Source organism: Streptomyces diacarni (assembly GCF_003323715.1).
In the GTDB taxonomy this organism is placed as follows: Bacteria; Actinomycetota; Actinomycetes; order Streptomycetales; family Streptomycetaceae; genus Streptomyces; species Streptomyces diacarni.
In genome coordinates, this window is the sequence record NZ_QOIN01000046.1 from 130674 (window position 1) to 150564 (window position 19891).

General features: G+C 70.8%; 15 protein-coding genes. 4 read left to right on the plus strand and 11 right to left on the minus strand.

The genetic code is table 11. The features are described 5' to 3' along the window. Nucleotides 1-95 precede the first annotated feature (95 nt). From DTL70_RS17480 to DTL70_RS17515, 8 genes are all read right to left on the minus strand, one after another. Nucleotides 96-1310 (minus strand): acyl-CoA dehydrogenase family protein, encoded by a 1215-nt coding sequence (locus DTL70_RS17480; protein WP_114022884.1) that lies wholly within the window; start codon nt 1308-1310, stop codon nt 96-98. A gap of 1 nt (nt 1311) precedes the next feature. Further along, nucleotides 1312-1836 (minus strand): MaoC family dehydratase, encoded by a 525-nt coding sequence (locus tag DTL70_RS17485; RefSeq protein ID WP_114022885.1) that lies wholly within the window; start codon nt 1834-1836, stop codon nt 1312-1314. Between the two features lies 1 nt (nt 1837). Then, nucleotides 1838-2809 carry an HpcH/HpaI aldolase/citrate lyase family protein gene (locus tag DTL70_RS17490; RefSeq protein WP_114022886.1) on the minus strand — a complete coding sequence of 324 codons (972 nt, stop codon included), beginning with the start codon at nt 2807-2809 and terminating at the stop codon, nt 1838-1840. Next, nucleotides 2810-4915 (minus strand): protein meaA, encoded by a 2106-nt coding sequence (locus DTL70_RS17495; protein ID WP_114022887.1) that lies wholly within the window; start codon nt 4913-4915, stop codon nt 2810-2812. An 8-nt stretch (nt 4916-4923) separates the two neighbouring features. Beyond that, nucleotides 4924-6297, minus strand: coding sequence for a crotonyl-CoA carboxylase/reductase (gene ccrA / locus DTL70_RS17500; protein ID WP_114022888.1), 1374 nt, complete (start codon nt 6295-6297; stop codon nt 4924-4926). A gap of 336 nt (nt 6298-6633) precedes the next feature. Beyond that, nucleotides 6634-8121: an amino acid permease gene (locus DTL70_RS17505; protein ID WP_114022889.1), complete on the minus strand. Its 1488-nt coding sequence runs from the start codon at nt 8119-8121 to the stop codon at nt 6634-6636. A 192-nt stretch (nt 8122-8313) separates the two neighbouring features. Continuing rightward, complete coding sequence (locus DTL70_RS17510; protein WP_181860966.1) at nt 8314-9105, minus strand: TetR family transcriptional regulator; 792 nt, start codon at nt 9103-9105, stop codon at nt 8314-8316. 89 nt (nt 9106-9194) lie between these two features. Beyond that, entirely contained in the window at nt 9195-10979 is a 1785-nt protein-coding gene (locus DTL70_RS17515; RefSeq protein WP_114022891.1) for a 3-hydroxyacyl-CoA dehydrogenase family protein, read from the minus strand. A 354-nt stretch (nt 10980-11333) separates the two neighbouring features. Between DTL70_RS17515 and DTL70_RS17520 the strand changes: the two genes are divergently transcribed. Together DTL70_RS17520 and DTL70_RS17525 are read left to right on the plus strand one after the other, a co-directional pair. Then, nucleotides 11334-11918: a HEAT repeat domain-containing protein gene (locus DTL70_RS17520; RefSeq protein WP_114022892.1), complete on the plus strand. Its 585-nt coding sequence runs from the start codon at nt 11334-11336 to the stop codon at nt 11916-11918. 58 nt (nt 11919-11976) lie between these two features. Further along, complete coding sequence (locus tag DTL70_RS17525; protein ID WP_114022893.1) at nt 11977-12615, plus strand: pyridoxamine 5'-phosphate oxidase family protein; 639 nt, start codon at nt 11977-11979, stop codon at nt 12613-12615. 34 nt (nt 12616-12649) lie between these two features. Here the strand turns inward: DTL70_RS17525 and hpnR are convergent, their stop codons facing one another. The 3 genes from hpnR to DTL70_RS17540 form a co-directional block, all read right to left on the minus strand. Continuing rightward, nucleotides 12650-14158, minus strand: a complete 1509-nt coding sequence (hpnR, locus tag DTL70_RS17530; RefSeq protein ID WP_114022894.1) for a hopanoid C-3 methylase HpnR — start codon at nt 14156-14158, stop codon at nt 12650-12652. 165 nt (nt 14159-14323) lie between these two features. Further along, nucleotides 14324-14737 (minus strand): RidA family protein, encoded by a 414-nt coding sequence (locus DTL70_RS17535; RefSeq protein ID WP_114022895.1) that lies wholly within the window; start codon nt 14735-14737, stop codon nt 14324-14326. A 12-nt stretch (nt 14738-14749) separates the two neighbouring features. After that, nucleotides 14750-15838, minus strand: coding sequence for an Rv2578c family radical SAM protein (locus tag DTL70_RS17540; RefSeq protein ID WP_114022896.1), 1089 nt, complete (start codon nt 15836-15838; stop codon nt 14750-14752). Nucleotides 15839-16039: 201 nt separating this feature from the next. Between DTL70_RS17540 and DTL70_RS17545 the strand changes: the two genes are divergently transcribed. Both DTL70_RS17545 and DTL70_RS17550 read left to right on the plus strand, forming a co-directional pair. Continuing rightward, on the plus strand, nt 16040-16483 hold the full coding sequence (locus tag DTL70_RS17545) for an SRPBCC family protein (protein ID WP_114022897.1): 444 nt from the start codon (nt 16040-16042) through the stop codon (nt 16481-16483). Nucleotides 16484-16803: 320 nt separating this feature from the next. Beyond that, on the plus strand, nt 16804-19614 hold the full coding sequence (locus DTL70_RS17550; protein ID WP_114022898.1) for an MFS transporter: 2811 nt from the start codon (nt 16804-16806) through the stop codon (nt 19612-19614). Nucleotides 19615-19891: the final 277 nt, after the last annotated feature.

Here is a 19891-nt window from a genome sequence, read left to right on the forward strand (position 1 = left end):
GAGGGCAACTGGGCAAGCCAGCGGGCCAGTCAGTGGCCGAAGTCCCGGGCCGGGGTGTGATCTTGATCCCCAAGAAAACACCCCGAAAGGGACATTCAGCCCTGAGTGCGGTACTCCTCCAGCAGCCGCCGGCCCACGATCATTTTCTGGATCTCTGCGGTTCCCTCGCCGATCAGGAGCATCGGCGCTTCCCGGTAGAGCCGCTCGATCTCGTATTCCTTACTGAAACCGTACCCGCCGTGTATACGGAAGGAGTCCTCGACGACCTCCTTGCAGTACTCGGATGCGAGATATTTGGCCATCCCCGCCTCCAGGTCGTTCCGTTGGCCCGAGTCCTTCTTGCGGGCGGCGCCGACCATCAAGGCGTGTGCCGCCTCGACCTTGGTGGCCATCTCGGCCAATTTGAACTGAATGGCCTGATGCCCGGCGATCGGCTTGCCAAACGTGTGACGCTGCTGTGCGTAGTCGATACCGAGCTCGAAAGCACGCTGGGCGACGCCGCAGCCACGTGCCGCAACATTCACCCGGCCGACTTCCACCCCGTCCATCATCTGGTAGAAACCGCGCCCGGTGGTGCCGCCGAGTACGCGGTCGGACGGAACACGCAGACCGTCCATGACGAGCTCGGTGGTGTCGACCCCCTTGTAGCCCATCTTCTCGATCTTGCCGGGGATGGTGAGACCCGGTTTGACCTGGCCGAATCCGGGCTCCTTTTCCACCAGGAACGTGGTCATGGACTTGTGCGGAGCGGTCCCCTGCCCATGGCCCTCCTCCGTCCGGCACAACACCGCCACCAGCGTGGACGAGGCTCCGTTGGTCAGCCACATCTTCTGCCCGCTCAGCAGGAAGTCGCCGGACTCGTCGGTGGTGCGCTCCCCCTTGGAGGAGATGGCCGAGACGTCCGAACCCAGGCCGGGTTCCGACATCGAGAAAGCCCCGCGGACCTCGCCCGTCGCCATCCTCGGCAGAAAGTGCGCCCGCTGTTCCTCGGTGCCGTGCCGCACCAGCATGTGGGCCACGATGAAGTGCGTGTTGATGATGCCCGACACACTCATCCAGCCGCGGGCTATTTCCTCCACGCAGAGCGCGTAGGTGAGCAGCGACTCGCCGAGTCCGCCGTACTCCTCGGGGATCATCAGCCCGAAGACACCCAGCTCTTTGAGGCCCGCCACGATCTCGTCCGGATACGCGTCCGCGTGCTCGAGTTCCGTGGCCACCGGGATGATCTCTTTGTCGACGAAGTCGCGAACCGTCGAGACGATTTCCCGCTGTATCTCCGTCAGGCCTTCCGTCTGCGCCAGACGTCCCATGTCACTTACCGCCCTTCGGCGCGGGCTCGGTCAACTCGGGACGGCCCGGCTGTTCCCCGCCGCGTGCGGCGACGTAATCCCGGGTCGGCACCATCACCTTCCGGCGGAAGACGCACACGAGCGTGCCGTCCTGGGTGCAGCCCTTCGTCTCGACGGACACGATGCCCCGGTCGCTCTTCGACCTCGACGGCGTCTTGTCCAGCACCGTCGTCTCGCCGTACAGGGTGTCGCCGTGGAAGGTCGGGGCGACGTGCTTGAGGGACTCGATCTCCAGATTGGCGATGGCCTTCCCCGACACGTCCGGCACCGACATGCCCAGTAGCAGGGAATAGACGTAGTTGCCGACCACCACGTTCTTGCCGAAGTCCGTCGTCGAGCCGGCGTAGTGGCGATCCAGGTGGAGCGGGTGGTGGTTCATGGTGAGCAGGCAGAACAGATGGTCGTCGTACTCGGTGACGGTCTTGCCCGGCCAGTGCTTGTAGGTGTCGCCCACCGTGAACTCTTCGAAAGTGCGGCCGAACTGCATCTCAGGCCTCCTCAGGGGTGAAGGAGGTGGTGCGCTTCATGCCCGCGGCCCGGCCCTTGCCGGAGACGACCAGCGCCATCTTGCGGCTGGCCTCGTCGATCATCTCGTCGCCGAGCATCGCCGAGCCCTTCTTGCCGCCCGCCTCCGAGGTGCAGTAGGCGTACGCGTCGAGGATCATCTCGGCGTGGTCGTAGTCCTCCTGCGAGGGCGCGAAGACCTCGTTGGACGCCTCGACCTGGCCCGGGTGCAGCACCCACTTGCCGTCGAAGCCGAGCGCCGCGGCCCGCTGGGCGACCTTGCGGTAGCCCTCCACGTCGCGGATCTGGAGGTAGGGCCCGTCGATGGCCTGGAGGTCGTGGGTGCGGGCCGCCATCAGGATGCGCATCAGGATGTAGTGGTAGGCGTCGGCCGGGTAGCCGGGCGGCTGCTCGCCGACGACCAGCGACTTCATGTTGATGGACGCCATGAAGTCGGCGGGCCCGAAGACGATGGTCTCCATCCGCGGCGAGGCCGCGGCGATCTCGTCGACGTTCACCAGGCCCTTGGCGTTCTCGATCTGCGCCTCGATGCCGATGCGTCCGACCTCCAGACCCACCGTCTTCTCGATCTGCGTCAGCAGCATGTCCAGGGCCTGGATCTGCGCCGCGGCCTGCACCTTCGGCAGCATCACGCAGTCCAGCTCGGCGCCGGCGCCCTCCACGACGGTGACCACGTCGCGATACGTCCACTCGGTCGTCCAGTCGTTGACGCGGACGACGCGCGTCTTGCCGCTCCAGTCGCCCTCGTTGAGGAACTTCACGATGGTGTGCCGTGCCTCGGGCTTGGCCAGCGGCGCGCACGCGTCCTCCAGGTCGAGGAAGACCTGGTCGGCGGCCAGGCCCTGGGCCTTCTCCAGGAACCGCGGGTTGCTGCCGGGCACCGCCAGGCAGGAGCGGCGCGGACGGAGCGCACGCTGCTGGTTCTCGCTGCTCACTTAGCTGACCTCCACTGTCTCTCGCCGGCCGGGCGTGGCATCGCTCGTCCGGTCGCTTTGTTCGAGCTTGTTCCGTGTCCTGATCTGGTCGACGATACGGCCGATGATCTCGGTGATCCCGAAGTCCTTCGGGGTGAAGACGGCCGCGACGCCGGCCTCGATCAGCGCCCGCGCGTCCGCCGACGGGATGATGCCGCCCACGATCACGGGCACCTCGTCGGCGCCCGCCGTCCGCATCCGCTCCAGCACGTCGGGCACCAGTTCGGTGTGCGAGCCGGAGAGGATGGACAGACCCACGCAGTGCACGTCCTCGGCGAGCGCCGCGGCGACGATCTCCTCGGGCGTGAGCCTGATGCCCTGGTAGACCACCTCGAAGCCCGCGTCCCTGGCCCGTACGGCGATCTGTTCGGCCCCGTTGCTGTGCCCGTCGAGCCCGGGCTTGCCCACCAGCAGCCGCAGCTTGGCGACGCCGAGCTCCTCTGCGGTGCGCTCCACCTTCGCCCTGACCCCGGCCAGCTCGGAGCCCTCCTCGGCGCTGACCGCCACCGGCGCCGAGGAGACCCCCGTCGGTGCCCGGAACTCGCCGAAGACCTCGCGCAGCGCCCCCGCCCACTCGCCGGTGGTCACCCCCGCGCGGGCGCACTCCAAGGTGGCCTCCATCAGGTTCGTCTCGCCGGACGCCGCCTCGCGCAGCGCCGCCAGGGCCTGTTCGGCGCTCGGGTACAGGCCGGGATCGCGGGTGCCCTCGCGCCAGAACGGCTCGTCCCGCGCGGCGCGCCAGTCCCTCACGGCCTCCACCGTCGCCGCCTCCCCGGCCGGGTCCACCGTCAGGATCGCGGTGTCCAGGTCGGCGGTCAGCGGGCTGGGCTCGCTCGACTCGTAGCAGTTGACGCCGACGATCCGCTCCTGGCCCGACTCGATCCGGGCCCGGCGCTCGGCGTGCGAGGCGACGAGCTGGGACTTCAGGTAGCCCGACTCGACGGCGGCCAGCACCCCGCCCATCTGCTCGATGCGCTCCATCTCGGCCAGCGACTCCTCGACGAGGGTCTCCACCCGCTTCTCGACGACGTGCGACCCGGCGAAGATGTCCTCGTACTCCAGCAGGTCGCTCTCGTGTGCCAGCACCTGCTGGATGCGCAGCGACCACTGCTGGTCCCAGGGGCGGGGCAGGCCCAGCGCCTCGTTCCAGGCCGGGAGCTGCACGGCGCGGGCGCGGGCGTCCTTGGAGAGGGTGACGGCCAGCATCTCCAGCACGATGCGCTGCACGTTGTTCTCCGGCTGCGCCTCGGTCAGGCCGAGCGAGTTGACCTGTACGCCGTAGCGGAAGCGGCGCTGCCTGGCGTCGGTGATTCCGTAGCGCTCCGCGGTGATCCGGTCCCAGATGCGGGTGAAGGCCCGCATCTTGCACATCTCCTCCACGAACCGGACGCCCGCGTTGACGAAGAACGAGATCCGCCCGACCACCTGGCCGAACTCCTCGGGCGGCACCTGACCGCTGTCCCGTACGGCGTCCAGCACCGCGACGGCCGTCGCCATCGCGTAGCTGATCTCCTGGACGGGCGTGGCGCCGGCCTCCTGGAGGTGGTAGCTGCAGATGTTGACCGGGTTCCACTTGGGCAGGTGCGCCACCGTGTAGGCGATCATGTCGGTGGTCAGCCGCAGCGAGGGGCCCGGCGGGAAGACGTGCGTCCCGCGCGAGAGGTACTCCTTGACGATGTCGTTCTGCGTCGTCCCCTTCAGCTGCGAGACGTCTGCCCCCTGCTCCTCCGCGACCACCTGGTAGAGCGCCAGCAGCCACATGGCGGTGGCGTTGATCGTCATGGAGGTGTTCATCTTCTCCAGCGGGATGCCGTCGAAGAGCCGGCGCATGTCGCCCAGGTGCGAGACGGGCACGCCGACCCGGCCGACTTCGCCGCGCGCGAGCACGTGGTCGGGGTCGTAGCCGGTCTGGGTCGGCAGGTCGAAGGCGACGGACAGCCCGGTCTGGCCCTTCTCCAGGTTGCGCCGGTACAGCTCGTTGGACGCCTCGGCCGTGGAGTGCCCGGCGTACGTGCGCATCAGCCAGGGCCGGTCCTTGGGGCGCCTGTCGTCCTGGGGTTCGGTCATGGCGCGCCTCACGCCTTCCGGCCGGGCCCGCTGGTCCGCTCACCCTCGGTGTCGCGGAACAGGTTGATGGCGTCGGCGTGCCGGGCCCGCATCTCCTGGTCGCGCACGCCCATGCCCTCCTCGGGCGCCAGGCACAGCACGCCGACCTTGCCCTGGTGCACGTTGCGGTGCACGTCGTGGGCGGCCTGACCGGTCTCCGCGAGGGGGTAGACCTTGGAGAGGGTCGGGTGGATCTTTCCCTTGGCTATCAGCCGGTTGGCCTCCCAGGCCTCGCGGTAGTTGGCGAAGTGGGAGCCGACGATCCGCTTCAGCGACATCCACAGGTAGCGGTTGTCGTAGCTGTGCTCGTAGCCCGAGGTGGAGGCGCAGGTGACGATGGTGCCGCCCTTGCGGGTGACGTAGACGCTGGCGCCGAAGGTCTCGCGCCCCGGGTGCTCGAAGACGATGTCCACGTCCTCGCCGCCGGTCAGTTCGCGGATGCGCTTGCCGAAGCGCTTCCACTCCTTCGGGTCCTGGTGGTGCTCGTCCTTCCAGAACCGGTAGCCCTCGGCCTTGCGGTCGATGATGGCCTCGGCACCCATCCTGCGGCAGATCTCGGCCTTGTCCTCGCTGGAGACCACGCAGATCGGGTTGGCGCCGCCGGCCAGCGCGAACTGGGTGGCGTAGGAGCCCAGGCCGCCGCTGGCGCCCCAGATGAGGACGTTGTCGCCCTGCTTCATGCCGGCGCCGTTGCCCGAGACGAGCTGGCGGTACGCGGTGGAGTTGACCAGTCCGGGCGCCGCGGCCTCCTCCCAGCTGAGGTGGTCCGGCTTGGGCATCAACTGGTTGGACTTGACCAGTGCGATCTCGGCGAGCCCGCCGAAGTTGGTCTCGAAGCCCCAGATCCGCTGCTCGGGGTCGAGCATCGTGTCGTTGTGCCCGTCTGCGGACTCCAGTTCGACCGAGAGGCAGTGGGCGACGACCTCGTCGCCCGGCTTCCAGGAGTTGACGCCGGCGCCGGTGCGCAGCACGACGCCGGCCAGGTCGGAGCCGATGACGTGGTACGGCAGGTCGTGCCGCTTGGTCAGCGGGGACAGGCGCCCGTAGCGCTCCAGGAAGCCGAAGGTGGACATCGGCTCGAAGATCGAGGTCCACACGGAGTTGTAGTTGACCGAGGAGGCCATCACGGCCACCAGGGCCTCGCCCGGGCCGAGTTCGGGCACGGGCACCTCGTCCACGTGGAGCGACTTGCGCGGGTCCTTGTCCCGGGTCTCCAGCCCTTCGAACATCCCGGCGTCGTCCTTGTGGACGGTCATGGCGCGGTAGGAGTCGGGCAGGGGGAGGGCGGCGAAGTCCTCGGGGGAGGTGTCGGACGCGAGGATCGCGTCGAGGATCTGGTTCACGATATGCCTCCGGCGAAGCGCGAAAGTCGAAAGGAGTCCTCCGGCGTCGGGCCGGAAGTTCCCCGGGGGGTCGTCGGTTGTGAGGCAGCGCCGTCGGTTCGGCTGGTGCGTATGCGCGGGTGTGCGCGGGGTCGCTCGTGACGCCGAGCGGTCCGGGGCAACACGGTTTCGGCCGCGGGGACAGCGCCCGGACTGATGCCAAGGTATGACACCCAGTGCCAGCGCACAAGACACCGAGTGCCGCGAATTCTCACATGGAGGCGAGTGCTCTCATGTGAGCGATGATCGATCAGCCTGGGCGGACCCGCAGGTCACAGCCGCAGGACCGGTGCCGCGTCAGGGCACGTGGTGCTCCGGCGGCTCCTCGCCCTTCCGCAGCCGGCTCCGCTTGCGCCCGTAGACCGCGTAGAGCACGGCGCCGAGCACCATCCACGCCGCGAACCGCGCCCACGTCTCGGCGGGCAGATTGAGCATCAGCCACAGCGACGCCAGCACCGAGACCAGCGGCAGCACGGGCACCAGCGGGGTACGGAAGGCCCGCGGCAGGTCGGGCCGGGTGCGCCGCAGGACGAGCACGCCCAGTGCCACCATGACGAACGCGAACAGCGTGCCCACGTTCACCAGTTCCGCCAGCTCCGCGATGCTCGTGAACCCCGCGATGACGGCCACCACCACCCCGAGCAGCACCGTCGAACGGTAGGGCGTCTGGAAGCGCGGGTGCACCCGGGAGAAGAGGCGCGGCAGCAGCCCGTCCCTGCTCATGGCGAAGAACACCCGCGACTGGCCCAGGAGCAGGATCATGCACACCGTCGTGAGGCCGACCGCCGCACCGAAGCTGATCAGGCCGGCCCAGAACGGCTGGCCGACGGCCTTGAAGGCGTCCGCCAGCGGCGCGTCGACCGTCAGTTGCGTGTACTTGCGCATCCCCGTGACGACCACCGAGACCGCGACGTAGAGCACCGTGCAGATGACCAGCGAGCCGAGGATGCCGCGCGGCATGTCGCGCTGCGGAGCGCGGGTCTCCTCGGCGGCGGTGGCCACCACGTCGAAGCCGATGAACGCGAAGAAGACGACGGCCGCCGCGGTGAAGACGCCCATCACGCCGAAGTGGGTGGGCTGGTAGCCCGACACCAGCTGGATCAGCGGCGCCGCCCACCCGGAGCCGGACCCCGTGGCGCCCTCGGCGGGCGGAATGAACGGGTCGTAGTTGTCGCCCTTGACGAAGAAGGCCCCGGCGATGATGACCAGCAGGACGACGCCCACCTTGATCGCCACCACGGTGGTGGTGACGCGGGCCGACAGCTTCATGCCCGCCACCAGGACCGCGGTCAGCGCCAGCACCAGCAGGCAGGCCAGCAGGTCGAAACCGAACCCGGTCTCCTCGCTGGTGCCCGAGAGCCACTGCGGCAGGCCCCAGCCGACGCTCTCCAGCAGGGAGCGCACGTAGCCCGACCAGCCGACCGCGACGACCGCACAGCCGAGCGCCAGCTCCAGCACCAGGTCCCAGCCGATGATCCAGGCGGGCAGCTCGCCCAACGAGGCGTAGGCGAAGGTGTAGGCGGACCCGGCGACCGGCACCGTGGAGGCGAACTCGGCGTAGCACAGGGCGGCCAGCGCGCACACCCCGCCGGCGATCGCGAACGCGATGGCCACCGAGGGTCCGGCGGTCGTCTTGGCGACCTGCCCGGTCAGGACGAAGATGCCCGTGCCGATGACGACGCCGACCCCGAAGACGGTCAGGTCCAGCGCGCTCAGTGACCGCTTGAGCCCCCGCTCGGGATCGTCCGTGTCGCGAATGGACTCCTCGACGGACTTGGTCCGCAACCACTGCCTGGGGCTCTTCGGCCCGCCTGGCGCCACCGACACCGCCGCACCTCCACGTCGCCTCACGCGCCATGGTTTCCACTCCCCGGGTGCGGACGGGGAACGCGGGGCGGGGCGCGGGCGCAATTCACCCGACTCCCTCGCCGCGCGCGTCAGGGCTGGCCGCGCGCGAGGCAGCGCAGGCGCGTACGGTCAGGCCTGGCCGAGCGCGCGTTCGATCGTGGACATGATCTCGCCCAGAGGCGCGTCGGTACGGGCGACGGTCACCAGCACCTCGTCCTTGCGCTCCACGGCCGCGGCGGGCCGCTCGGAGCCGGGTCGGTGCGCGCCGAAGCCGGTACCGAAGGTGCGCCGTACGATCGCGAACGCGTGGTCGAGCTGGGACATCACATCGCCGGTGCCGCCCGAGCGCAGCCAGCGCCGCAACACGTGGTTGTGCGCGGTGACCACGGCGGAGGCCGCCACCTCGGCCAGCAGCGGCTCGTCGTAGCCGCTGACCCCGTCCCGGTGCGCCTCCTCGTCGAAGTGGCCCAGCAGATAACGGGTGAACAGCCGCTCGTAGCGTGCCACCGAGGCGATCTCCCGCTCGCGCAGCGCCGGCACCTCGCGGGTCAGCTTGTACCGCTCCACGCTGCCCTTGGGGGAGGCGGCGTACATCTTCATGACTTCCTTGATGCCGCGGCACACGGTGTCCAGCGGGTGCTCGTGCGCCGGTGCCGCCTCCAGCACCGCCTGCGCGCGCACCAGGGTGTCGTCGTGGTCCGGGAAGATCGCCTCTTCCTTGGAGCGGAAGTGCCGGAAGAAGGTGCGCCGGGCGACACCCGCCATGGCCGCGATCTCATCCACCGTGGTGGCCTCGTAACCCTTCGTGGCGAAGAGCTCCATGGCCGCCGCGGCCAACTCCCGGCGCACCTTCAGGCGCTGGGATGCGGCACCGTTCGCACGGGTGCTGGTCGTACGGGAGTTCTTCTCGGGCTCTGGCATGTGGTGAACGTTACACGCCGTGACGGGGTGGGGGGACGGGCCGCTGCCCCCGGGGTCCAGCAGCCCGCCCCACCCGGCCGTGCCCCCGGTCACCGGCGTGCGTACTCGCGGAAGCCGCGCCCCGTCTTCCTGCCCAGACACCCCGCGGAGACCAGGTGTTCCAGCAGCGGCGCGGGCGCCAGGCCCGGATCGCGGAACTCCTCGTGCAGCACCCGCTCGATGGCGAGCGAGACATCCAGGCCGACGACGTCCAACAGCTCGAAGGGGCCCATCGGATAGCCGCCGCCCAGCTTCATCGCGGCGTCGATGTCGTCCAGCGAGGCGTAGTGCTCCTCCACCATCTTCACCGCGTTGTTCAGGTAGGGGAACAGCAGCGCGTTGACGATGAAGCCCGCGCGGTCGCCGCAGTCGACCGGATGCTTGCGGACCTGCGCGCAGACCGCGCGGACCGTGGCCTGCGCCTCCTCGCCGGTCAGCACGGTGGTGACGACCTCCACCAGCTTCATCGCGGGCGCCGGGTTGAAGAAGTGCATCCCGATCACGTCGGCGGGCCGCGAGGTCGCGCGGGCGCAGGCCACCACGGGCAGTGAGGAGGTGGTCGTCGCCAGCACCGCCCCCCGCTTGCAGACCTGATCGAGCCGCCGGAACAGGGCGCGCTTGACGTCCAGGTCCTCGGCCACCGCCTCGACCACCAGGTCGGCCCCGGCCAGCGCGTCGAGCGACCCCGCCGGGGTGATCAGCGCCATGGCGGTGTCCCGCTCCCCGCTCGTCATCCGCCCCTTGTTCACCGCGCGGTCCAGCGAGGCGCCGACCCGCTCCTTGGCGGTCTTCGCCTTGGCCTCGCCGCGGGCCGCGAGCACCGTCGGGAAGCCCGCCTTGGCGAACACCTCGGCGATTCCGCCCGCCATCGTCCCCGACCCCACGACGCCGACCGCGGCCACCGGGCGGCCCGCGGCGCCGGACGCCGCCGGATCGGGCGTGCGCGCGTCGGGCACCACCTCGGCGCTGCCCGGAGCGGCGTAGGTGTAGAAGCCGCGGCCGGCCTTCCGGCCGGTCAGCCCCGCGTCGGCCAGCTGGCGCAGGACGGGGGCCGGCGCGTGCAGCCGGTCGTGCGACTGGGCGTGCAGGGCCTCCAGTACGGTGCGTGCCGTGTCCACCCCGATCAGATCGAGGAGGGCGAGCGGGCCCATCGGCAGACCGCACCCCAGCCGCATGGCGGAGTCGATGTCCTCGCGGCTGGCGTAGCGCGACTCGTACATCGCGGCCGCCTGGTTCAGGTAGCCGAACAGCAGCCCGTCCGCGACGAAGCCGGGCCGGTCACCGACCGCGATCGGATCCTTGCCCAGTTCCTCGGCGAGTGCGGTGACGGCCGCCACGGCGCGCGGCGAGGTCAGCACCGAGGAGACGACCTCCACCAGCCGCATCGCGGGCGCCGGGTTGAAGAAGTGCAGCCCCAGCACGCGTTCGGGCCGGTCGGAGTCCGCGGCCAGCCGCGTCACGGACAGCGCGTTGGTCCCGGTGGCCAGGATCGTCTCGGGGCGCACGAGCGTGTCCAGCGCGGTGAAGACCTGGCACTTGGTGTCGTAGTCCTCCGGCACCACTTCGATGACCAGATCGGCGTCGGCCGCCGCCTCGATCCCGGTGAAGGTGCGGAAGCGCGCCAGCACGTCCCGCCGTTCGCTCTGTGTCATCCGCTCGCGCTCGACCGCGCGCGCGGTCGTGGACTCCAGCGCGGCAACGGCCTGCCGCGCGGCTGCTTCGTTCGTGTCAATGCCGATGACCTCTCGCCCGGAGCGGGTGAGAATGTCGGCGATGCCGGTACCCATCGTGCCGAGGCCGACGACGGCGATGGTGTGCAGAGGAGGACGGTCCATCAGGGGACTCCAGAGGGTGTGACACAGGCCCACGAGGGGGCGCGGCTGATGAGGGTGAGGGTTTCGTGCACTACCGGGCGCGCGGGCGTACACACACGCGAGGCAGGGGAGTTACCGGTCACGCCCCGCCGCGCGGCCCTGTCCCGGGGCCGGAGCGCGGGGCGGCCCGTGCGGGCCGCACGCCTGGGGCGCGGGAGGGCCCGCCGCCGAACCGACGTCACTCTCGGCGGCTGCGTCACCAAGCCGCCTGAGCGAGGGTACCGCTCTGATGAGCACCGTAACTCGTGGGTAATCAGAACACCAGGGGTAGGAACACTTCCACGCTGTGGAACGCGGCACGTGAGGGGGACCGAAGTGGGCGACGCTTTTCGAGCGCTGATCGACCGGGTGCGGACCGAGGCCGAGCCCGTCGAGTACGCGCGCCTGGTCACGCTGGCCAGGCAGCGCGGCACCGACGCGCGCGATCAGCTCGCCGCCGTGCTCGTGGAGACCGAACGGCCGCTGTGGGCCCGCGAGATAGCGGCCTTCGCGCTGGGCAACGCGGGCGACAAACGGGCCTTCGAAACCCTCGTGTTCCTGCTGAACTACCGCGACCCGGTCTGCTGCGCGAGCGCCGCCCACGCCCTGGAGCGGTTACGCGACCCGCGCACCGCCAAGGCCGCCGCGGCCCTGGCCACCAACGAACTGCGCACCGCCTACGCGCTCTACCCGGTCCGCCTCCTGACCGCCCTGCGGGCCCCCGAGTCCGTGCCCACCCTCATCAACGTCCTCCAGCGGCTGCTGATCGGCCCCCTGCACTACTGGCCGATCGCGGAGGCGTGCGTGGTGGGTCTCGGCGCGCTGGGGGACAAGCGGGCCGTACCCGTGCTCGACGCCGCCGCCGAGCACCACCGCCTCTCCCCGTCGGCGAAAGCCGCACTGGCCCGGATCCCGAGCTGACGCCAACGCCACGCGAAACCCGACAGAAGATGTCCGGTTGGCGCGCCACAGTGGCCGCATGACGACGAGCGGCCGCACGACGGCGAACGAGAACGCACCCCGCACCGCGCACGGGGTCAGCTGGGCGGAGTTCCACAGGGGCGAACCCCGCTTCGCCGACGCCGTGGAACAGCGCTTTGGCAGGCACACCCACCACGTCCTGGCCACCCTGCGCCGGGACGGCTCACCACGGCTGACGGGGCTGGAGGTCGACTTCCGGGCGGGAGAGATGTGGCTGGGCATGATGCCGAACTCCCGCAAGGCGCTGGACCTGCGGCGTGACAACAGGTGCGCGGTGTACGCCAACCCGGGCGAGGGAGCGGACATGGACGGCGGGGACGTGCGGGTCTCCGGGCGCGCGGTGGAGGTGACCGAGCCGGCCGAGCTCGCGCGCTGGGCGGCGGGCATCCCGGAGGGCGACGTGCCGGAGAAGTTCCACCTCTTCAGGGTGGAGGTCGAGGAAGCGGTGCGCGTCACCGTCGAGGACCCGGACATCGTCTTCCGTACCTGGCAGCCGGGCTGGCCACTGCGGACCATCCGGCGAGGCAACGACGACGCACCGCCGCGCGAGGACGCGCTGCCGAGTGAGGAGGCACCGTTGCGGGCGGACGCGCCGCCGCGTGGCGACGCGTTGCCGCGTGAGGACGGGGCCGACTGAGGCGCGAGGGAGGTGGGGGCGGGCGGGCCCGGTGTCACTGCGGCGTCGTGGGCCCCGCCTGGGCCCGCGCGCCCGTCCGGCCGATCGTGTGGACGAAGAGCTCCTTGCGACCGGGTGCCGCGGTGCGCCGCTCGGGCAGCGGCAACTCGTAGCGGACCTCACGCGCGTGGTCGGACAGCTGCCGGTTCGCGTTGTAGACCCGGCCGAACTTCCACAGCATGCGGGCGAAGTTCGTCTGGCCGTGCGCCAGGTTGCGGCCGAGGATGCGCATCGCGCCGATCGCCGTGCTCAGCCCGAGGTGCTTGCGGTTGATGACGGCCTGGGTGCGCACGAGCTCGCGGTAGAACTGTTCGAGCGGCAGCCGGGTGGGCACCACGGCGTGCTGGATGTCGAAGAGCCGGTAGTCCCGCGTGGTCAGTTGGCGGCTCTCGGTGTGCCAGACCTCGGTGCCCGGGTAGGGCGTCATGACCGTCAGATGGACGATCTCCGGGACCGACAGGGCGAACTCGCGCACCAGCCGGAACTGCTCCTCGTCCCAGGCGGGGTCGACGATCAGGTTGATGGCCACGCTGATGCCGAGCCGCCGCGCCGTCTCCAGCGCGCGGAAGTTCTCGTCCGGACTGATGCGCTTGCGGAACTGGTCGAGGCCGTCGGCGTCCAGCGCCTCCATGCCGAGGAACATGTAGCGCAGGCCCAGCTTCGTCCAGCGCTCGAACACCTCTTCGTTGCGGAGCAGGACGTCGGCGCGGGTCTCCAGGTAGTACTGCTTGCGGATGTTGCGCCGCTCCAGCTCGGCGGCGATACCGTGCCCGTGGTCGGACTTGATGAAGGCCACGTCGTCGACGATGAAGACGTTGGGCTCGCGGATGGACGCCATCTCCTCGGCCGCCGCCTCGGGCGCGGCCCTGCGGTAGCTGCGGCCGTAGAAGGTCCACGCCGAGCAGAAGGAGCAGTCCCAGGGGCAGCCGCGGGTGAACTCGATCGAGGCGCACGGGTCGAGCTCGCCGATGAAATAGCGGTTGCGCCGGCGCATCAGGTCGCGGGCCGGGCGGGGCGCGTCGATGCTCTCCAGCATCTTGGGCGCGGGGCCCCTGCCCTCGGCCGTCACGACGCCTGGCACGGTGTGCGCGGCCTTGTCGGGTACGGCCGCCAGCAGCGGGACCACCACCGTCTCGCCCTCTCCGCGCGCGATCGCGTCGACGGCGCCCTCGGCCTGTTCGAGCACATGGTCGCCGATGAAGGAGACGCTGTGGCCGCCGAAGAAGACGAAGCACCCCGGCACCGCCGCCTTGGCGCTCTGCGCGATCTCGAGGGCCTCGGGGATGTTCGCCAGGTAGTTGAGGGAGATCCCCAGGGCCTCGGGCTGGAAGGAGCGCAGCTCGCGTTCGAGCAGCTTGGGGGAGAGCACCTGGAGATCCACGACACGCACCTGGTGTCCCGCGTCCCTGGCGGCGGCTGCGACGCGTTCGAGCCCGAGCGGCTCCAGACGGAGGAAGATCTCCGAGTACATCAACGCGCTTGGGTGTACCAGCAGCAGGCGCATACGGGCGCTCCAGATCTCCAGGGCAAGGCAGTCGGCGTGCGGTCGCAGTCGTGACCAGGGACATTGCCCCTTTGATGTACGTTATCCATCTGCACGACTTCAGTCCTGGAACACGCCGACATGCCCCTTACATCCGCTGGGGCCCGGGTATGCCGTGCGGACGCGTCACGGCCGGGTGGCCCCGGAAGGCAGGACGGCGAACGCTTCGATCTCGATCAGCAGTTCGGGGCGGACGAGCCCGGCGACCTGTACCGCGCTGCACGCGGGCAGCCGCTGCGGGTCCAGATAACGGTCGCGTACGGCCCGCAGCGCGGGCATCACCGCGAGATCGGTCACGAAGAAGGTGAACTTCGCGACCTGGGCGAACGTGGCGCCGGCCTCGTCAAGACAGCGCTGCAGGTTGGCGAACACCTGCTCGGCCTGCGCCGTGGGGTCTCCCTCTCCGACGACCTTGCCGTCCGCGTCGAGGGACACCTGGCCGGATATCGCGACGATCCTGCCCTCTCCCTGGGCGACGTGGCTGTATCCGTTGCCCGGGGCGAGGCCCGCGGGGGTGGCGATGTGGTTGAGCGTCGACATGCGCGCATGCTCTCAGAGCAGCGTGAGCTGCGTGCAGCGGTTTTCCGCGGGGAGGACGTCCGCACCCGCGTCCGCCTCCGTCCTGCCGTTCCCGTCCTCGTCAGGCCCCGAGGGCTCCGGGCCGATCCGCCGTGCCGCTCCCGGGGCCGAGGGTCCGACTCCGTACTCGGCGGCCAGCTCGTGCACCTGCCGCGTGATCCGCCGCTGGTACCACTTGGGCGCGTAGGAGCCGCCCGAGTACAGGGCCTCGTAATGCCGCACCAGGTGCGGGTGGTGTCGGCGCAGCCACTGGAAGTACCACTCGCGGGCGCCGGGGCGCAGGTGGAGGGCCAGCGGCGTGACGGAGGTGGCTCCGGCGGCGGCGATGGCGCGGACTGTCGTGCGCAGCTGGGCCGGTGAGTCGCCCAGGAACGGGATGACCGGAGCCATCAGCACCCCGCACGGGATGCCGTGCTCGGCCAGGCGGCGGATGACCTCCAGCCGCCGCTGCGGGGCGGGGGTGCCGGGCTCGACCGTGCGCCACAGTTCCTCGTCCGTGAAGCCCACCGACACCGAGACCCCGACGTCGGTGACGGCCGCCGCCGAGCGCAGCAGGTCCAGGTCGCGCAGGATGAGGGTGCCCTTGGTGAGGAGCGAGAACGGGTTGGCGTAGTCGCGCAGTGCGGTCAGGATGCCCGGCATCAGCCGGTACCGTCCCTCCGCCCGCTGGTAGCAGTCCACGTTCGTGCCCATGGCGATGTGCTGACCGCGCCAGCGCGGGCTGCTCAACTCCTTGCGCAGCAGCTCGGGGGCGTTGACCTTGACGACGATCTGGGTGTCGAACCCCGCGCCGGTGTCCAGATCCAGGTAACTGTGCGTCCGGCGCGCGAAGCAGTAGACGCAGGCGTGCGAACAGCCGCGGTAGGGGTTCACCGTCCATTCGAACGGCATGCGTGAGGCGCCGGGGACCTTGTTCACCAGGGAGCGGGCCCGTACCTCGTGGAAGGTGATGCCGCGGAACTCGGGGGAATCGAACGTCCGGGTGACGGCCGAGGTGCCGAAGAGGGCGGGTGCGGCGGCCTGGCCGTGTTCGTCGGTGTCCCTCAGTTCGTCCCAGCGCATGTGCGGCCTCCTCAGTGCTGGTGTCGCGTCCCTCTGGCGGCACTGTCGCTCTCTCGTTCCTGACGTCCCCCACGGAATAGAACACCTGTTCCCACTGGCCGTGTCAAGGTGGATTTGGGGACCGGGGGTGCGGGTGGTTGGCTGGGCGCGATGTCCGTAGAGCCCCGCGCCGCATGCGGGGCGACCAGCACAGGAGGAGCCATGGCGCAGGTCGAGGCGACCACGCAGCGGGAGATCGCCGCCGAGCCCGAGAAAGTGTTCGATGCGCTCGCCGACTACAACGGAACCCGGTCCGAGGTGCTGCCCGAACAGTTCAGCGAGTACGAGGTGCGCGAGGGCGGCGACGGCGAGGGCACCGTCGTGCACTGGAAGCTCCAGGCCACGAGCAAGCGCGTCCGCGACTGCCTGCTGGAGGTCGGCGAGCCCGCTGACGGCGAACTGGTCGAGAAGGACCGCAACTCCTCGATGGTCACCACCTGGCGGGTCACCCCCGGTGCGCGGACGAACAGCGCCCGGGTCACGGTCACCAGCGTCTGGAACGGCGCCGGCGGCATCGGCGGCTTCTTCGAGAAGACCTTCGCGCCCAAGGGCCTGGCCCGCATCTACGACGACCTGCTGGCGCGGCTCGCCTCCAAGGTCGAGTGACCGCTCGCCAAGGGCGGCCGCCGCCTCGCCGGTGGGCCCGTGCGGGGCGCTTCCCCGTGAGGTGGCCTGTACGGGGGCGCTCACCGGAGAGGTCGCCCCGCGCTCGGCGCTCACTGGATCGGGTGGTTTCCCCGTGCGGGACCTCGACCGCCGACGGTGGTGCCCGGTCGGGTAAAACCCCTGTTCGGCGGGTCGAAAGACGCCTGGGGCAACCGAGTTGAGTCCCATCTGTCCCATGCCGCGCACCAGAACCGCGGTTGAACGCTCTTGTCGTGCAATGCGAGAAATACTCCCCCGAAAGCAGCGGCAAGGGGAGTGCGATGGGCGGGACCGGCGGGACGATTCTCGACAGCAGGGACGACGAGCATCCCGCGTCGGGAGGGGGCGCGGCCCGGGTCCGGGCGGCCCACAGCCCGGCCGCGGTCGAGTTCAGGGTGGAGGTGCCCGGCCGGCGCGAGGCGCCGGTCGCGGCCGTCCCGGTGCGGGCCCCGGAAGTGGCGGGAGCCGGGGCGGACACCTGGACCTGGGCCGGTACCGAGGCCCACACCCCGGCCGACACCTGGGCCGGCGCCGTAAGCGCCGGGCGCCCCGGCGCGGACGCCGGACATCCCCTCCGGGACACCACCCGCCAGGGCGGTGCGCTCACCGGTGGGCAGTCCCCACCTCCGGGGCAGGCCGGGCAGCCCCCGTTCCCCGGCGAGGCCGTCCCCGCGCAGACGGTCCGGCCGCCCGCGGGGGAGCCCCCGCAGGCGGCCGCCGCGGGGACCCAGCCGGAGATCCCGCTCAGCCCGGGGCGGCTGCGCCTGGTGTTCTGCGCGCTGATGCTCTCCCTGCTGCTCGCCGCGCTCGAACAGACCATCGTCGCGACGGCGCTTCCCAAGATCGTCGGCGAACTCGACGGCCTGAGCCAGATGTCCTGGGCCGTCACCGCCTACCTGCTGGCCGCGACCATCGGGCTGCCCATCTACGGCAAGCTCGGTGACCTCTTCGGCCGCAAGGGGCTCTTCCTCTTCGCCATCGGCGTCTTCACGGTCGGCTCCGCCCTCGCGGGCTGGGCGGGGTCCATGGAGGCACTGATCGTCTACCGCGCCATCCAGGGCACCGGCGCGGGCGGTCTCATGATCGGCGTCCAGGCGATCATCGCGGACGTGGTGCCGCCCCGGGAGCGGGGCCGCTACATGGGGCTCATCGGAGGCGCCTTCGGGCTCGCCTCCGTCGCGGGCCCGCTGCTGGGCGGCTGGTTCACCGACGACCTCTCCTGGCGCTGGTGCTTCTGGTTCAATGTCCCCGTCGGCCTGCTGACCCTCCTGGTCACCTCCTTCGCGCTCAAGCTCCCGCGCCCCCGCGTGCGCCCCCGGCTCGACGTGTTCGGCGCACTCCTGATGGCCGCCTTCTCCACCTGCCTGGTCCTGCTGACCAGCTGGGGCGGTACGACGTACGAGTGGGGCGACCGCGTCATCTGGGGCCTCGCGGCCGGAGCCGTGGTCAGCGGAGCCCTCTTCCTGGTCGCCGAGCGCTTCGCGCCCGAACCCGTGCTCCCGCTGCGGCTGTTCAAGGACTCCGTCTTCAACGTCACCGGCCTCGTCGGCGTCGCCGTCGGCGTCGCCCTGTTCGGCGCCGCCAGCTACCTGCCCAGCTTCCTGCAGATGGTCGAGGGCGTCAGCGCCACGACGTCCGGGCTGCTGATGCTGCCGCTGATGTGCGGCGTGGTCGTCTCCTCCACGCTCTCCGGGCAGCTCATCTCCCGCACCGGGCACTACAAGATCTTCCCCATCATCGGCTGCGCGCTCTCCGCCGAAGGCATGTGGCTGCTCTCCAAGCTGGACGAGGACACCTCCCGCCAGGTCTTCGGCGTCTGGTCCGGCATCCTCGGGCTCGGCATCGGCTTCGTGCTGCCCGTCCTCGTGCTCGCCGTGCAGAACTCCGTGCGGTCCGCCGACCTCGGAGTGGCCACCAGCGCCAACAACTACTTCCGGCAGATCGGCGGCAGCGTCGGCGCGGCGCTGTTCGGCACCCTGCTCGCCGACCGGCTCGCGGACGCGCTCACCCGTGAACTGCCCGCTGGCCAGGGCAAGCTGCCCGATCCCGAGTCCCTCACCCCCCAGCTCGTGCGTGCCCTGCCCGCACCGCTGCGCGACGGCTACATCGAGGCGTACGCCGACGCCATGCCGCGGATCTTCCTCTACCTCGTCCCTGTGCTCGTCCTCGGGCTGGCACTGTCCCTCTTCCTCAAGGAGAAACCACTGGTGTCCCAGCACACGTCCGTGCCGCAGGCCCGCACGGCTGACTTTCCCGCCGCACCGGCGCCCGAGGCCAACGGCGCGGCCCCCCACCTGAACGCGCAGCCCCCGCACACACCAGCGCCGTACGCCGCGGGCGTCCCGGTCTGCGGCACCGTGCGGCACCACGACGGCAGCGCCGTCCCCCGCGCGGCACTCACCCTCGTCGACACCGGCGGCCGGCAGATCGGCCGCGGCGCGACGGGCGACGACGGACGGTACGCGCTGAGCACGCCGGGGGAGGGCGCCTACGTGCTGATCGCCGCCGCCGGCGGGCACCAGCCGCGCGCCGTCAGCGTCAGCGTGGGGGAGCGCCCCGTCGACCTCGACGTGGTGCTCGGCGGCGCGGGACGCCTGGCGGGCAGCGTGCTGACCGCCGACGGCAACCCCGTCAAGGACGCCACGGTGACGCTGACGGACGTGCGCGGGGAGGTCGTCGCCACCACCCGCAGCGGACGCGAGGGCACCTACGTCATCACCGAACTCGTCGCGGGCGAGTACACGCTGGCCGCCAGCGCGCCCGTCTACCGTCCCGCCGCGCTGCCGATCTCCGTCCAGGCCTCCCGCGAGACCAGGCAGGACGTCGAGCTGGCGGGCGGCGCGGTGCTGCGCGGCACCGTGCGGGCCAGCGGCGGGCGGCCCGTCGAGGAAGCCCGGGTCACGCTGCTGGACGCCGCGGGCAACGTCGTCGACACGGCCACGACCGGAGCGGACGGCATCTTCCGCTTCGTCGACCTCGCCTCCGGCGAGTACACGGTCGTGGCCGCCGGCTACCCGCCGGTGGCGACCGTGCTGCAGATCGCGGCCGGCGGTCGCACGGAACGCGACGTGCAGCTGGGACACGAGGACTGAGCCGGGCCGCGCCGCACCGCGCCGGATCGCGGAACCGCGGACCGGCGCGGTGCGGCCCCCCGCCGATCCGGTGCCGCTCCGGTGTCGCACCCGTGGGCGCTCCGCCCCTCCGGGGCGCCCACGCCGCGCGGTACGGCGCGGCGTGCCGGTCGAGGAACGCCCAGGTCAGCGGCGCGTTCTGGGCAGGTTCTCCCCCGCCCGGGTGGATTCGAGTGGTCTAAACCAGTGGAGTTATCCACAGGGGTGTCCTGGTGGTGGCCGACCGCGTAACGTTCCG

Excerpts from the sequence above, each read along its gene's own strand:
- DTL70_RS17480 (WP_114022884.1), bottom strand. The coding sequence starts at position 1,310 with ATGGGACGTCTGGCGCAGACGGAAGGCCTGACGGAGATACAGCGGGAA.
- DTL70_RS17485 (WP_114022885.1), bottom strand. The coding sequence starts at position 1,836 with ATGCAGTTCGGCCGCACTTTCGAAGAGTTCACGGTGGGCGACACCTAC.
- DTL70_RS17495 (WP_114022887.1), bottom strand. The coding sequence starts at position 4,915 with ATGACCGAACCCCAGGACGACAGGCGCCCCAAGGACCGGCCCTGGCTG.
- DTL70_RS17510 (WP_181860966.1), bottom strand. The coding sequence starts at position 9,105 with ATGCCAGAGCCCGAGAAGAACTCCCGTACGACCAGCACCCGTGCGAAC.
- DTL70_RS17515 (WP_114022891.1), bottom strand. The coding sequence starts at position 10,979 with ATGGACCGTCCTCCTCTGCACACCATCGCCGTCGTCGGCCTCGGCACG.
- DTL70_RS17525 (WP_114022893.1), top strand. The coding sequence starts at position 11,977 with ATGACGACGAGCGGCCGCACGACGGCGAACGAGAACGCACCCCGCACC.
- hpnR (WP_114022894.1), bottom strand. The coding sequence starts at position 14,158 with ATGCGCCTGCTGCTGGTACACCCAAGCGCGTTGATGTACTCGGAGATC.
- DTL70_RS17535 (WP_114022895.1), bottom strand. The coding sequence starts at position 14,737 with ATGTCGACGCTCAACCACATCGCCACCCCCGCGGGCCTCGCCCCGGGC.
- DTL70_RS17540 (WP_114022896.1), bottom strand. The coding sequence starts at position 15,838 with ATGCGCTGGGACGAACTGAGGGACACCGACGAACACGGCCAGGCCGCC.
- DTL70_RS17545 (WP_114022897.1), top strand. The coding sequence starts at position 16,040 with ATGGCGCAGGTCGAGGCGACCACGCAGCGGGAGATCGCCGCCGAGCCC.
- DTL70_RS17550 (WP_114022898.1), top strand. The coding sequence starts at position 16,804 with ATGGGCGGGACCGGCGGGACGATTCTCGACAGCAGGGACGACGAGCAT.